Annotated in this window: 12 protein-coding genes; 1 reads left to right on the forward strand and 11 read right to left on the reverse strand. The window is 51.7% G+C overall.

Annotated elements, in window-relative coordinates; translation table 11 throughout:
• Positions 1-91: 91 nt before the first annotated feature.
• The gene (gene topA / locus ACJ8W9_RS05280) at positions 92-2,725 is read right to left on the reverse strand and encodes a type I DNA topoisomerase (RefSeq protein WP_411358829.1); all 2,634 of its coding nucleotides are present in this window, start codon (positions 2,723-2,725) and stop codon (positions 92-94) included.
• A gap of 238 nt (positions 2,726-2,963) precedes the next feature.
• Here topA and astB point away from each other — a divergent pair, with 238 nt between their 5' ends.
• Positions 2,964-4,310, forward strand: coding sequence for an N-succinylarginine dihydrolase (astB, locus tag ACJ8W9_RS05285; protein ID WP_411360576.1), 1,347 nt, complete (start codon positions 2,964-2,966; stop codon positions 4,308-4,310).
• 69 nt (positions 4,311-4,379) lie between these two features.
• Here the strand turns inward: astB and purF are convergent, their stop codons facing one another.
• The 10 genes from purF to fabB all read right to left on the reverse strand — a co-directional run bounded on the left by purF (position 4,380) and on the right by fabB (position 15,502).
• Positions 4,380-5,900, reverse strand: coding sequence for an amidophosphoribosyltransferase (gene purF, locus ACJ8W9_RS05290; RefSeq protein WP_034732695.1), 1,521 nt, complete (start codon positions 5,898-5,900; stop codon positions 4,380-4,382).
• 20 nt (positions 5,901-5,920) lie between these two features.
• Entirely contained in the window at positions 5,921-6,406 is a 486-nt protein-coding gene (locus tag ACJ8W9_RS05295) for a CvpA family protein (protein WP_411358831.1), read from the reverse strand.
• A gap of 78 nt (positions 6,407-6,484) precedes the next feature.
• A complete protein-coding gene (locus tag ACJ8W9_RS05300) occupies positions 6,485-7,033 on the reverse strand; it encodes an SPOR domain-containing protein (RefSeq protein WP_411358832.1) in 549 nt (182 codons plus the stop codon).
• 11 nt (positions 7,034-7,044) lie between these two features.
• Positions 7,045-8,319 (reverse strand): bifunctional tetrahydrofolate synthase/dihydrofolate synthase, encoded by a 1,275-nt coding sequence (folC, locus tag ACJ8W9_RS05305; protein ID WP_411360577.1) that lies wholly within the window; start codon positions 8,317-8,319, stop codon positions 7,045-7,047.
• On the reverse strand, positions 8,319-9,182 hold the full coding sequence (gene accD, locus ACJ8W9_RS05310) for an acetyl-CoA carboxylase, carboxyltransferase subunit beta (protein WP_411358834.1): 864 nt from the start codon (positions 9,180-9,182) through the stop codon (positions 8,319-8,321). Before accD ends, folC begins: the two co-directional genes overlap by 1 nt.
• Before the next feature lie 123 nt (positions 9,183-9,305).
• A complete protein-coding gene (gene truA / locus ACJ8W9_RS05315) occupies positions 9,306-10,106 on the reverse strand; it encodes a tRNA pseudouridine(38-40) synthase TruA (RefSeq protein ID WP_411360578.1) in 801 nt (266 codons plus the stop codon).
• Positions 10,103-11,926, reverse strand: a complete 1,824-nt coding sequence (locus ACJ8W9_RS05320) for a FimV/HubP family polar landmark protein (RefSeq protein ID WP_411360579.1) — start codon at positions 11,924-11,926, stop codon at positions 10,103-10,105. The genes truA and ACJ8W9_RS05320 overlap by 4 nt, the downstream gene beginning before the upstream one ends.
• Before the next feature lie 70 nt (positions 11,927-11,996).
• Positions 11,997-13,013, reverse strand: coding sequence for an aspartate-semialdehyde dehydrogenase (locus ACJ8W9_RS05325; protein WP_411360580.1), 1,017 nt, complete (start codon positions 13,011-13,013; stop codon positions 11,997-11,999).
• 9 nt (positions 13,014-13,022) lie between these two features.
• A complete protein-coding gene (locus ACJ8W9_RS05330; protein ID WP_411360581.1) occupies positions 13,023-14,192 on the reverse strand; it encodes a 4-phosphoerythronate dehydrogenase in 1,170 nt (389 codons plus the stop codon).
• A 95-nt stretch (positions 14,193-14,287) separates the two neighbouring features.
• Positions 14,288-15,502, reverse strand: coding sequence for a beta-ketoacyl-ACP synthase I (fabB, locus tag ACJ8W9_RS05335; protein ID WP_411360582.1), 1,215 nt, complete (start codon positions 15,500-15,502; stop codon positions 14,288-14,290).
• Positions 15,503-15,516 lie beyond the last annotated feature (14 nt).

The raw sequence follows: 15,516 nt of genomic DNA on the forward strand, positions 1-15,516 counted from the left end.
GAGTTAACCATCGCGTATCGTTGCGATGTTCATTCACTTTAGTCGTTCGCCAAGCTCGCCTCAATTGCCATAAATCGGATTGTGGCTAGCGTTATTTCTTACGTTTCTTCGCCTCTTGCACCTGCCACTTACCACCGCGGTAATAAGCTTGCCAACCCGTAGGTTTACCGTTCTCTTCGGTGATGACATATTGCTCTTTTTGCTTGCGGCTATAACGCACGATCGCTTCATTACCGTCATCGTCTTCCAGCGGCGCCTCGGCCAAATAATGGAATTTACTCGGTATCCGATCTTTAAAGCGCTTCAACTCAGCAACCTTCACGGCGCGGGTCTCACGCGATTTCGGGAAGGTATTGGCCGACATAAACACGCCCGATGCACCGTCACGCAGCACAAAATACGCATCCGAGCTCTCGCACGGCAGTTCAGGGAACGGTACCGGATCTTCCTTCGGTGGCGCAGGTTGGCCGTTTTTCAGCAGTTTCCGGGTGTTCTTACATTCGTCATTGGTGCAGTCGAAATACTTGCCAAAACGTCCCGTTTTCAGCTGCATATCACTACCACAGCGGTCACACTCAAGTACTGGACCATCATAGCCCTTGATACGGAAGGTGCCTTCCTCAATGACGAAACCGTCGCAAGCAGGGTTGTTACCGCACACATGCAGCTTGCGTTTCTCGTCGATCAAGTAGCTATCCATGGCAGTGCCGCACTTCGGACAGCGCTTTTTCGCACGTAAGGCGTTGGTTTCTGCTTCTTCGTCATCACTGACTTTGACCGCTTCTTCGCCAGGCAACAAATTGATAGTTTGCGTACAACGTTCTTTCGGCGGTAACTCATAGCCCGAGCAACCCAAGAAGACCCCAGTTGAGGCTGTGCGAATGCCCATGGGACGACCACACTTCGGACATTTAATGTCGGTCATCACCATTTGATTACCGCGCATGCCACCCTCATCTGGCGGTAACTCAGCTTGCGCTAGCTTTTTCGAAAACTCTGCATAGAAGGCATCGAGGGTATCTTTCCAATTGCGCTTACCCTCGGCGATATCATCAAGCGCCTGCTCCATTTCAGCGGTGAAGTTGTAGTTGAGTAAGCGCGAGAAATTTTCAACCAAACGATCGTTGACGATTTCGCCCATTTTCTCAGCATAGAAGCGCCGATTCTCGACCCGCACATACCCGCGGTCTTGAATAGTTGAGATAATCGCAGCATAGGTCGACGGCCGGCCGATCCCACGTTTTTCCAGCTCTTTCACCAACGAGGCCTCGCTATAGCGCGCCGGCGGCTTAGTGAAATGCTGTTGCGGGTCAATGGCTTTAAGATCCAGCGTATCGCCCTGCTTCACATCGGGCAAAGTCGCGTCTTCGGCGTTCTTCGAGCCTGCTGGTGGTTGCACTTTCGTCCAACCGGCAAAGCGCATTACCCGACCACGCGCTTTCAGCTCATAGTCCCCCGCAGCTACCGTAATGGTGGTCGCATCGTACTGAGCTGGCGTCATTTGACAGGCGACAAATTGGCGCCAAATCAACTCGTACAGACGTTGCGCATCACGCTCCATATCTTTCAAACTTTCAGACTTCACGCCAACACTCGACGGACGAATGGCTTCGTGTGCCTCTTGTGCGTTGGACTTCGCGCCATAAACGTTCGGCTTCGCCGGCAAATAATCTTTGCCAAAGTTCTTCTCAATGTAGCCCCGACAGTTGGCAACCGCTTCTTGACTCAAATTCGTTGAATCTGTACGCATATAGGTAATGTGACCGGCTTCGTACAAACGCTGGGCCAACATCATGGTCTTCTTCACACCAAAGCCAAGTCGGGTGCTTGCCGCCTGCTGCAGGGTCGAGGTAATAAACGGTGCCGACGGACGGCTGCTGGTCGGCTTATCTTCCCGCGCCAAGACCTTATAAGTCGCACTTTGCAACGCTTTAACCGCCACCTCGGCAGCGTCTTTATCGGTAGCCTTAAAGGTTTTGCCTTGGTACTTGGCAACCTGCATACGCAATGCTTCAGCAGCTGCAGTTGCAAGGTCAGTGTAAATATCCCAGTATTCTTCTGGCACAAAGGCTTTAATTTCACGCTCACGCTCAACCACTAGCCGCACAGCGACCGACTGTACACGTCCAGCCGACAACCCACGCGCAATCTTCTTCCACAGTAATGGCGACACCATAAAGCCGACCACGCGGTCGAGGAAGCGGCGCGTCTGTTGCGCATTGACACGGTCAATATTCAAATGGGCAGGACGTGAAAACGCGTCTTGAATCGCATTCTTAGTGATTTCGTTAAAGACCACCCGGCGAAAACGATCGTCGTCGCCACCAATAAGTTCGCGCAAGTGCCAAGCGATAGCTTCCCCTTCGCGGTCCAAATCCGTCGCGAGGTAGATAGAGTCAGCTTTACTGGCCAGTTTCTTTAATTCGTTGACGACCTTCTCTTTGCCAGGCAGCACCTCATAGTGCGCTTCCCAGCCATGCTCGGGGTCGACCCCCATGCGCATCACCAACTTACGAAACTCGCGTTTCTGTTTATACGCTTCTTTTTCTTCATCTGACATCTTGCGCACTTCGGCCGGCGATTTTTTCGCAACTTCACCAGTGGCTTTGGTAGGAAGGTCACGCACGTGGCCGACACTCGATTTCACAATAAAATCGTTGCCTAAATATTTATTGATCGTTTTAGCCTTGGCGGGTGATTCCACGATTACTAGTGATTTTGCCATGCGTCCTTTATGTCCTAGTCAAGAAGGGATCTTTTTTTAGATATATCGCTTCTACCGTCACGAAACAACCATGATTGGTAAAAATCATAAAAATTCGTCTATAGCTTATAGCTATGCAAGCACAACTCGGATCACCTTGATTTACGCGGAGTTGCAGGCTCTGAAGGGCTTACACAAGCGAGTTGATGTGCGTATAATAGCGACTCTTGACTTGCTTGCAACTGCAATGGAGGAATTCGTGAGCACTCAGCATTTTGAAGTGAACTTCGATGGCTTAGTCGGCCCGACCCACAATTACGCTGGACTATCCTTTGGCAATGTCGCCTCGCTGTCCAACGCTAAAGCTGTGTCTAGCCCGCGTTCCGCCGCTAAGCAAGGCTTACAGAAAATGAAAGCCTTGCACGATATGGGTATGGTGCAGGGCGTACTTGCCCCCCACGAACGTCCCGATATCGCCACCTTACGCCGCCTCGGTTTTACCGGTAACGATGGCGAAGTTTTACATAAAGCAGCAACGCAAGCACCAGAAATCTATCAAGCCGTATGCTCAGCTTCGAGCATGTGGACAGCTAATGCGGCTACTGTCTCGCCAGGTGCTGACACCGCAAATGGTAAAGTTCACTTCACCCCAGCCAACCTAACCAACAAATTTCACCGTTCGTTAGAGCCTATGACCAGCGGTCGCATTTTACAGGCGATGTTCAATAACTCGCGTTATTTCGAACATCACTTGCACTTGCCAGACAATGAGCATTTTGGTGACGAAGGTGCAGCGAACCACACCCGCTTGTGCAGTAATTACGGTCATGCCGGTGTTGAAATCTTTACTTTCGGGCGTTACGCCTTCGATAGTAGCAAGCCAGCTCCGACCAAATTCCCGGCGCGGCAAACCTTCGAAGCATCTCAAGCGATTGCACGCTTGCATGGGTTGAGCGACGAAAACACAGTCTATATTCAGCAAAACCCTGACGTGATTGACCAAGGTGTGTTTCACAACGACGTTATCGCGGTCGGCAACCAGAACGTATTGTTCTATCATGAACAGGCGTTTCTCGATACCGAAGCGAAATTACGCGAAATCCAGCAGAAGTTCGGCGATCAAGCGCTACATTTCATCGAAGTTAAAACCAATGAAGTGAGTGTGGCAGACGCTGTGCAGACCTACTTGTTTAACACCCAATTGCTCACCATGCCGGATGGCACTATGGCGATTATCGCCCCGACTGAGTGCCAAGAAAATCCGCGCGTGGCGGCTTACTTAGAAGATTTAGTGAAGCGCAATACGCCAATTCAGCGCGTCCACTTTTTTGATGTGAAGCAAAGCATGCGTAACGGTGGTGGCCCTGCCTGCTTGCGTTTGCGCGTCGCCCTGAACGACGATGAACTGGCCGCAGTCAATCCAGCCGTGATCATGTCTGACAGCTTGTTTGAGCGTTTAAATCAATGGGTCGACAAGCACTATCGTGAAGAGCTGAGCGTGGATGACCTACGCGATCCGCAATTACTCAATGAATCGCGCGCGGCGCTCGATGAGCTCACGCAAATCTTAAAACTCGGTTCGGTTTACCCGTTCCAACAGGCCTAAAACAACAAAGCCGAGCAAATGCTCGGCTTTTTTTCACTCACGAATAACGACTAACGAATAACCGTCTTTTCAATCGTCGTCGTTCTCGTTGTGTAGCTCTAGGTTCGCATCTTCCTCACCCTCGCCACCATGCCGCGCCACATCATTGCGCGCCGCATCCAAACGATCCAAGTAACTCTGATTAATATCACCAGTAATGTACTCACCATTGAACACCGAGGTTTCAAATTGGGTGATACTTGGGTTTTCTTGCTGGACTGCGGCAATCAAGTCTTCGAGGTCTTGGTAAATCAACCCATCAGCTTTAATTAGCGCATTGATTTCAGAACATTCACGACCATGACCAATCAGCTCGTTCGCGCTTGGCATATCGATACCATAGACGTTCGGGAAACGAATTTCCGGCGCTGCCGAGGCAAAGTAGACTTTCTTCGCACCTGCTTCGCGTGCCATTTCGATGATTTGCTCAGAGGTAGTTCCGCGCACAATAGAGTCATCGACCAGCAACACATTTTTGCCACGGAATTCGGCGCCAATGGCATTGAGCTTACGTCGTACCGACTTCCGGCGCATAGTTTGCCCCGGCATAATAAAGGTACGCCCAATGTAGCGATTTTTCACAAAGCCTTGACGGTAAGGAAGTCCCAAAATATTCGCCATTTCGAGGGCGATGTCACAACTCGTTTCTGGAATTGGAATCACCACGTCGATGTCTAAATCAGCGTATTCACGCTTAATCTTCTCACCCAGTTTACGCCCCATGTTCACCCGTGAAGCGTACACCGAGATCTTATCGATAAACGAGTCCGGCCGCGCGAAGTAAACATACTCAAAAATACAGGGGCAATGTTGCGGATTATCGGCGCACTGGCGTGAATAAAGCTCGCCATCTTCGGTGATATAAACTGCTTCGCCTGGCTCGATATCACGCAAATAGGTGAAGCCGGTACCGTCGATAGCGACGCTTTCAGAAGCCACAATATACTCATTACCATTAGCGGTTTCACGTTGCCCCAGTACCAACGGACGAATACCCCATGGGTCGCGAAACGCCACGATACCATGCCCGATAATCATCGCGACTACGGCATAGGCACCGCGGATCTGACGGTGCACGCGGCTGACTGTGGCAAACACATCGTCAGCGCTCGGATGCAAACTCTTTTGTTGATAGAGCTCGTGGGCAAACACGTTCAGCAAAATCTCAGAATCTGAGGTGGTGTTGATGTGCCGACGCGCTTTGGCAAATAACTGCTCTTGTAATTCAAGGGCATTAGTCAGGTTACCGTTGTGCGCCATGGCGATACCAAACGGTGAGTTGACATAAAATGGTTGGGCTTCAGCAGAGCTTGAGCTGCCTGCAGTCGGGTAACGCACGTGACCGATGCCGATACGACCCGCTAGGCGGTGCATATGGCGCGTATGAAACACATCGCGTACTAAGCCGTTCGCTTTGCGCAAACGCAAGGTGTTGTTGTGCACGGTCATAATACCTGCGGCGTCTTGGCCGCGATGCTGGAGCATCGTCAGACTGTCGTACAACGCTTGATTGACCGGGTCTTTACCTACAATACCAACAATGCCACACATGCTAGAACAACCTCATTTGCTTAGTTGGGGAGAAAACTTGAAGTTTGCTGAAAATACTCGAAAAACCACTGAATAAAGACGGCAAAATGCGGAATCATCACCGACTGCTGCCACCACTCTGCACTCGCAAGACCAGTGAAACTATCAACGAAAAACAGCAACGCACTGACAATCAGCACTCCTCGCAAGGCTCCAAAAACTCCGCCTAAAATGCGATCGGTGCCGGTGAGGCCGGTTTTGTGCACCAACTGTCCAAGCACGTAATTGACAATTGCCCCGACAATTAAGGTGGCAATAAACAGGGCTAACACGGCGACTGCATTGCGCACCATGTCATCTTCGATACCGGTGAAATAGCTCGCGAGGTCGGCGTAGTACCAACTGGCGATAAAGAAAGCGGCAACCCACACTGCGAGGGACATCGCTTCTTTGACAAAACCGCGCACTAAACTAACGATAGTGGACAGCGCGATGATGATAAGAATGGCAAAATCTATCCAGACCATAAGGAAGTTCCTAGGGCTGTTGAAAACGCGCGCAGTGTAGCAGAAATCACATCAGAAAACGCCACTTTTTACGCAATTTTATGGCTCGAAGCGGATCACGCGGCCGTTCAGCCCAGTCAGCTTCTGGAGTTCTGGAAGTTGCTGTTCTAGCTCGGCCTCCGTCAAGGCTGGACCGACCATCAAGCGAATCAGTGCCTTACCATTAACTTGGACTGTTTCACTGTAGGCAGCAAAACCTTTTGCTTGCAATTCTGTGATCAGTTTGGCGACCGAGTCGGCATTACTAAACGCCCCAAGCTGGATGACGTAACCAGGCTCCGTCAATGCTTCGGTCACTGGTGCGGCTGGTTGTGGCGCAGTAACTTCTGCCTCTTGGTCTAACTCAGGAGCCGTGTCAGCGGTCAGTTCAACCGGCTCCGGATTGACTTGAATCGGAGTTCCTTCAAGCTCTGTCTCGGGGTAGGTCACTGCCTGCTCTACCACCTCAGTTTCGGGTTGCAACGGCATCGCTTCGAATTCTTGTTGTTCGCGCACCTGCCTACCATCAAGCAGCTCAGGCAAGATGATGACCGCCAACGCGATCAAAATGATACTGCCAACAATTCGATTTTGTAATTGAGATGCCATGCCAGCTCCGTCTAGGTAATTTGTCCAACAGTGTAGAACGAGCCGCACACTAAGACCAGCGGTTGTTGTTGTGTACCTTGCGCGGCATCACGTGCCTGCGCACAGGCGGCCCCGAATGCAGCGGGTACAGTAGCGAAGCAGGTGATACTTGGTGGTGCAGCGCTAGTGCGCAGTGCGGCCGCGAGCTCTTGCGCCGATGCTCCGCGTGGGCCCGATAAATCCGCAAGATACCAAGCCTGCACCAGCGGCTCAAGCGCTGCTAGGGTGCCAGCAATATCTTTGTCTTTCAGCATTCCAACCACTGCATAAATGGGTCGCTTGGGAAAACGCTGTTGAAGATAACGTGTCAGAAATTTAGCGGCATGCGGATTGTGCGCGACATCGAGCAAATAATCAGGATTACCTTGGTGTAGCTCAAGGCGCCCTGCCTCGCGTGCATTGGCAAGCCCAGTGCGGATAGCCGCTAGCGATACCGGTAAATCGAGCACCTCGAGTGCCATCAGTGCTGTAGCTGCATTGGGCAAAGGTAATTGCGGGACGGGTAACTCGCTGAGTTGGCTTTGCGGGCTACTAAACTGCCACGTGTCGCCACTTTCATGCAGCCGATAATGAAAACTGTCGTTGACGCATCGCGGGACAATAGCGCGCTGCGCCAGCTCTTGCAAAATCACTTGCGGAAAATCAGGTTCACCAATAACGGCAACTTTGTCGGCACGGAAAATACCGGCTTTCTCCCGCGCGATACTGGTGCGATCTGGACCCAGGAACCCAACATGATCGATACCCACAGAAGTGAGCACCCCCACATCGGCATCGATACAGTTCACAGCATCAAGGCGTCCACCTAGTCCCACTTCGAGAATCCATACATCAACTTGCTGCTGTTGTAACAGCCAAAACGCCGCCAAGGTGCCGAACTCGAAATACGTAAGCGAGGTATCACCGCGTTTGCCTTCGACCGCGTTAAATGCTTGTACGTGCTGTTCAGCACTTAGCATCTCAGCATTAATGCGAACGCGTTCTTCGTAGGTATGCAGATGCGGCGAGATATAGACGCCGGTGCGATAGCCAGCGGCACGCAGAATAGTTTCTAAGTAGCGTACGGTCGAGCCTTTGCCATTGGTGCCGGCAACAGTGATGACTTTCGCGGGGCGAGGGTTAATTTGTAACGCTGTGGCGACCTGTTGCACCCGTTCCAGCCCCATATCGATGGCAGTCGGGTGCAAGGCCTCAAGGTAAGCTAACCAAGCGTTGAGGTTAGCCGCTGCAGAAGGTCGCTGTACCATTAAAATTCATCAGCTACCGCAGCATGATGTTGAAATTTCGCCAACAGCGACGCGATACGGTTACGCATCTGGCGACGGTCGACGATCATATCGATAGCACCGTGATCGATTAAAAACTCGGCGCGTTGGAAACCTTCAGGCAAGGTTTCACGAACAGTTTGTTGAATCACTCGCGGGCCGGCAAAGCCGATTAGCGCTTTGGGTTCAGCAATATTCACGTCGCCTAGCATTGCTAGACTCGCGGACACACCACCCATGGTCGGATCGGTCAGCACTGAAATAAACGGCAGACCTTCTTCGCTCATGCGTGCCAATGCCGCAGAGGTTTTCGCCATTTGCATGAGTGACATTAACGCTTCTTGCATCCGCGCACCGCCCGAAGCCGAGAAGCACACCAAAGGAATGCGCTCCTGCAAACAAACTTCAGCAGCTTTTACAAAACGAGCACCGACCACGGACGCCATCGAGCCGCCCATGAAGTCAAACTCGAATGCGACAGCCACGACCGGCATGCCTTTCAGCTTACCCTTTTCGGCGACTAAAGCGTCTTTCTCGCCGGTCGCTTTTTGCGCCGCAGCGATACGGTCTTTGTATTTTTTAGAATCTTTAAATTTGAGAATATCTTTAGGCTCTAATTCCGCGCCAATCTCGACGCCGCTGCCGCTATCTAAAAAGCTAGCAAGGCGCGCCCGAGCTGACATGCGCATATGATGGTCACACTTCGGACACACACTTAAATTGCGCTCTAGATCAGCCGCATAGATGATCGCATCACAGCCACTACACTTTGACCAAACACCCTCTGGAATATTGCGGCGTTTGTTAACTTTCGGTTTGGCAAGAATTCGCTCGATCCAACTCATAGTGTCGTTTTCATCTCATTATTAGGGTTGCATAGCTTGGTACGGCAATGGCACCCAGCTACTTGCACATTTGTCTCTATTTAAGCACATATTCGCCGCAGCTTGCAGTAAAAAGTGGTCTTATTAGTCGCTATCAGGCAGCCACAGCGGCCCTGGCGGAAGTTGCGGAATGGCAAACTGTGCGGGGTAATCCACCTGCACTAAATACAAGCCTTCGGCCTTGGCGGTCGCCGCCGCCTTGGTGCGATCGCGCAGCTCCAATAGCTCTGCAGGCCAACCGGTTGGCTTGTCGCCACGGCCGACTTCGAGCAAGGTACCGACAATGTTGCGCACCATATGATGTAAAAACGCGTTGGCGGCGATATCAATCACAATGTATTCGCCGTGTCGTGTCACGCGAATGTGTGTCACGCAGCGATTGGGTGAATTCGATTGGCACTGCGCAGCTCGGAATGAACTAAAGTCACGCTCGCCCAAGAGCCCCTGCGCGGCTTCATGCATGCGTCGTGCATCGAGGTCAAAATGATAATGACTCACGCCATGATTATGAATGCCCGGGCGCAGCTTAGTATTACAGATAATGTAGCGATAACGCCTGCCGGTCGCGCTAAAGCGCGCACTGAAATCATCAGGCACTTGCGTGACCCAACGCACTGCGACATCTTTCGGTAAGTTGCTATTAACGCCGAGTGTCCAAGCCGCAGGAGTCCGCGGCTCGTCACTATCGAAATGAATCACTTGTCCAGTAGCATGTACGCCAGCATCGGTACGCCCTGCACAGACAACTTCAATGGGTTGGTTGGCGACTTTAGTTAAGGCTCGCTCCACCACTTCTTGCACACAAGTAACTTCTTGTTGACGCTGCCAGCCATAATAGCGGCTACCATCATACTCAATACCCAGCGCAAAGCGCGTACTACTCATCGACCGCCCTGTTCTTCCAATTTCTTCAATAAAGCCTCGGCTTCAGCCTCAGCTTCAACATCACCACAATCTTGTAATTGCTCGAGAATCTCACGAGCATCATCAACTTCGCCCATCTCAATGTAGACTTGCGCCAAATCGAGGCGTGCCGCAGGCGTCTTGCTCTCATCAAGCAACTCTTCGGTACTGAGATCATGCTCAATACTTTCGTCACCACCTAGCGCATCGCCGATCTTATCCTTGTCGTAAGGATCATCGCTGTCTTCGCTAGCTTCGGTGTCAGCTTCTTCCATCAAGCTTTCGATCGACAAATAGCCATCATCGTCATCGGTGTCGGTGCTAGCGCTTGCATCATCGTCAAGCCGCAGCCCGCCAAACGAGTCGGTTTCTTGTTCTTCCTCGGCAAGTGATTCAGGCTCGTCATCCATCGGACGGTATTCTGGCACTGGCTCCGATTCTTCTTCGCCAACTTTGTCTGGTTCGACTTCATTGGCTAAATCATCTTCTAAAGTTTCAGGTTCAAACGCCAGCAATTCGTCGACTTCTTTCGAAATGGCATCGTCATCATCGACGAGTTCATCACTTTGCGCGTTATCACCGCCCTGTTCGCGTAGATACTCGTCCAAATCGACATCAGATACTTCAACGTCATCGTTTTCATTATTTTGTGGTGGTAACGCCTGCTCTTGCCAGTCGTGCTCATCCGCAACAGTGACAGTCGCCACTGCGGCTGCAGCTTCCGCTTTCACATCTGCAACGTCTGTCTCTGCAGTTGCATCTGTCTTGGCGTCATCAGCCTGCGGTTGCTCTTCAAATTCTTTATTGATGCGACGCAAATACGCGGCATACCATAGGCCACCTAGGGTCAACACTAGCAGTAAACCAATAATGCCCAAATGCAACGGCTTCATCAGCCAATCGACCCAAGTCGTCTGTTTACGTGCTGGCGTGGTACGTTCTGCTTGCTGCGGTTCGCTAGTGACCACAGGTGGTGCGGCGTCTTCAGCTTCGCTCGCCGTATCGCTGGCAGTCGCCTGCGACTCACTGGTATCAGCAGCAGGTTCCTCGGTAACCACAGGGCCAGCATCGGCTGCTTCATCTGTCGCTGCTGGATTCAGTGTTTCAGGCTCGGCAGCGACAGTTTCAGCGGTTTGCTCGCCATCAGATCCCGCAGCCAATTCGTCCTTAATTAATTCCATTTCGGCTGAAGCGCGCTGCTCGGCGTCAGCTGCCGCGCGCAAAGCATTCAATTCTTCGGTAACCGAGGCTAGCTTTTGCTGCAACTCTTGGTTTTCACCCTGCAAGTTTTCAATCAAACCGATAGAATCCGACAACTGAGTGCGCAGCGCTTGCATTTCAGAAACTGAAATCGCAATTTCCGTTTCATCGACTGGCGTAGTGTCTGTGGCTTCTTCGGAGGTTGCCGGTTCAGCTGTATCCGTTGTTGCTATTTCGGTTGCGGGCTCAGACTCAAGCCCTGCAGCTGGACGATTTTCTGCGGTTGCTGCGGTCGGCGCTACCGAATTACTGGCATCGCCTAACTCAGGAATCGTTAAAAAGAACCCTGTCAGCATGAAATCCGGACGGTTATCACGGAAGGCACGAGGGTTCTCCGCAACGATCGCATCCATCATGTCGAACATACTGACACCACGCTGGCGCGCGTAATATTGCGAAATACTCCACATGGTGTCGGTCGGAACAATCGGACCAAACTGCTCGGGCTGCCAGCGTGAGCCACGCGCGCCCTGCTGTGCTTCGACATGACCGGTGTAAGCCACCGCCACGGCTAAGACACTTGCTAAAATAATCCGTTTCATCACTTGTTCCGTCCTTTTTTACTGTAGTTATTGGATGCCAGAGTGGATGTCAGCGTAATTAAAAATCTCTCTAAATATAGTCTTTTATCAAATGTTCAGCAATTTGAATACTATTGGTTGCCGCGCCCTTACGCACATTGTCGGCAACCACCCATAAGTTCAATCCTTGCGGATGCGAAATGTCATTGCGCACACGGCCAACAAAAACTTCATCATGCCCAGTAGCGTGACTTACCTGCGTTGGGAAGTCTTCGTTCGCATCGAACAACACCACGCCCGGTGCATTGCGGAGCAACTCTTTCGCTTGCTCCGCAGCAATCGGCTGTTGCGTTTCAATGTGCACGGCTTCGGCATGACCATAGAATACCGGCACGCGCACCGCAGTCGCATTGACACGAATATTTGGGTCACCAAAAATTTTCTGCGTTTCCCACACCATTTTCATTTCTTCTTTGGTGTAGTCGTTATCCATAAAAACATCAATTTGCGGAATACAATTAAATGCGATTTGCCGCGCAAAATAGTCATTCTCCAAAGGCTTACCATTCATCAGTTGGGCGGTTTGCTGCGCCAGCGCGTCCATCGCTTCTTTGCCAGCACCTGACACCGACTGATAGGTCGCAACGTTAATACGCTCAATCCCCACTGCGTCATAAATTGGCTTCAAGGCGACCAACATTTGAATGGTCGAGCAGTTTGGGTTGGCGATAATGTTGCGATTGCGGAAATCTGCCAGCGCGTGCGCATTCACCTCTGGTACTACCAGCGGGATGTCTTCTTCGTAACGGAACTCCGAGGTATTATCGATAACAATACAGCCGGCATCGGCAGCACGCGGAGCATAGATACGAGAAATCGAACCACCGGCCGAGAAAAAGCCCAGCTCAACTTGTGACCAGTCGAAAGTATCCGCATCTAAAACTTCAATTTCTTCACCACGAAACTCAATGGTTTGCCCTGCTGAGCGGCTACTTGCCAATGGGAATAATTGACCGACCGCAAATTTGCGCTGGGCCAGAATTTCAATCATGTGCTGGCCGACTAATCCAGTTGCGCCCAATACTGCTACATTAAATGCTCGAGACATGTGTCCCCCTTATCTCGCGGTCTGTACCGTCAATTGTGAAAATCGTGTTTGCCAAGTGGCATCGAGCCAGTTCGCTGTGGCCACTTGCAACTGGCTTAACTCAGCGCGGGCCGCGTAGTTGCGGCGTAGTTGATCAAAGGCACTGGCAGTGGTCGGCGCAGCACGCAACAGTGCGTCATCCGCGGCAATGTCATATACCTGCAATAACCAGCGCGCTAGTTGCTGCCAATCAGGTGCTTGCGCACTATCGACCTGCAACGTACGCCCTACTGCCGTGCTTGCTAAGAGCTCAGGTAAACTTGGCAAACGTGCATTAAGCTGCTGATCCGCCAGCCACTTTTGCAATAGTTGTAAACTGCCGCCTAGTTTACCAGCTAGACTGTGCCCCGCAATGTGCGGCGTCGCAATTTTTACTAAAGCCAGCAATTCCGGGTCGAGGTTCGGCTCGTGCTCCCATACATCTAACACGACCGACAACGCTTGTCGTTGTTGTAAACAGCGCAACAAATCGGCCTCGGCAACCACCGGCCCGCGACTGGCATTGACGAACACAGTGTCAGGTGCCAGTTGCGACAAATCGGCATACTGCCACAAGTGGCGTGTCTTATAAGGTCCTTCGCTTGTCAGCGGCACATGGCAACTTATCACCTGTGATGTCAGCACTTGCTGCCAATCTGCGTGTACCGCAACCGCCGCCTTGCCACTTTCAAGCAATGGCGGATCATAGTAATGCACCGCATAACCGAGACCTTGCAAACGCTGGCCCGCGGCACGGCCAGTATGTCCAGCTCCGATAATCGCAGCGCGACCTTGTGGTGGCCGCTGTTGTGTTAAGTTCACCTGCGCCACAGCACAAGCAACATAGTCGCCGACAGCTTGCGCATTGACACCCGGGGTACTGTGAAAAATGATGCCGGCAGCAGCTACAGCAGCTTGATCAACATGATCCATGCCAATGGTTGCGGTACCCAGCCACTTGAGTCGCGGCGCCTGCGCTAATAAAGCAGCATCCACCTTGGTCACAGAACGAATAAACAAGGCATCCGCTTGTGCTAACTGCGCTGCACTGGGTTGGCGCTCGCTATAGGTTTGCAACGTTATGGGTTGCCTAAGCTGCGTTTGCAATCGCGCGACGAGATCGGCAAATTGCGGAAGATTAGCATCGGCCAATAAATGCATGACGTCTCACTTTCGACAATGAAGTGTTAAGCATACAAAAAGGTGCGCCGTAGCGCACCTTTTGTCGTTATCTAAATTGTGCGTCAGAACACGCTTTAAGACTGGTACTTACGCAGGACCAAAGTTGCATTGGTGCCGCCAAAGCCGAAGCTATTGGACATCACTGTCGTTAATTCAGCCGGTTGCATCGCCTTAATCACGTGCATGCCTTCGGCGGCTGGGTCGAGATTATCGATGTTAATCGATGGTGCAACGAAACCGTGATTCAGCATCAGCAGCGAGTAAATCGCTTCATGCACACCTGCGGCACCCAACGCATGACCGGTCATTGCTTTAGTCGCACTCAGCATTGGTGTTTTATCACCGAATACTTCGCGCACTGCTTCAAGCTCTTTGGTATCACCTACTGGTGTACTGGTACCGTGGGTGTTCAAATAATCAATAGGTGTATCCACAGTTTCCATCGCCATACGCATACAACGCACCGCACCTTCACCGGACGGTGCAACCATGTCATAGCCATCTGAGGTCGCGCCATAACCAACGATTTCACCGTAAATTTTCGCACCACGCGCTAACGCGGTTTCGAGTTCTTCGATGACCAAAATGCCGCCACCGCCAGCCGGCACGAAACCGTCACGGTCGACATCGTAAGTACGCGAAGCTTTTTCTGGTGTGTCGTTATATTTGGTGCTCAGTGCACCCATTGCATCGAACTCCATCCCGAGTGTCCAATGCAGCTCTTCGCCACCACCGGCAAAAATGCGGTCTTGTTTACCCAGTTGGATCAGTTCTAAGGCATGGCCAATACAATGTGCTGAGGTCGCACAAGCTGAGCTGATGGTGTAGTTCACCCCTTTAATCTTGAAGGGTGTTGCCAAACAAGCAGAAGTGGTTGAGGCCATGCAACGTGGCACCATGTATGGACCTACGCGTTTTACGCCTTTTTCACGCAGAATGTCAGCCGCGGCGACCTGATGTTCGCCTGATGCACCACCAGAGCCAACCACTAGGCCAGTACGTGGATTTGAGACCTGCTCTTCGCTGAGTCCTGCGTCTTCGACCGCTTGTGCCATCGCCATGTAGGCGTATGCCGCTGAGTTCCCCATGAAACGCAATGCTTTGCGATCGATGTGATCGGCGGGATTTGCGCGGACCGGACCCCAGACCTGGCAGCGTAAGCCCATGTCGGCAAATTCTTGTGAGAATTCAATACCTGAACGGCCTGCTTTCAGGCTTTCAAGGACTTCTTGTTGGTTGAGGCCGATGCTCGACACAATGCCGATACCGGTGATCACTGCTCTTCTCATTCTATTTTCCTGTC

The organism is Pseudidiomarina salilacus (genome assembly GCF_047323925.1).
GTDB classification, from domain to species: domain Bacteria; phylum Pseudomonadota; class Gammaproteobacteria; order Enterobacterales; family Alteromonadaceae; genus Pseudidiomarina; species Pseudidiomarina salilacus.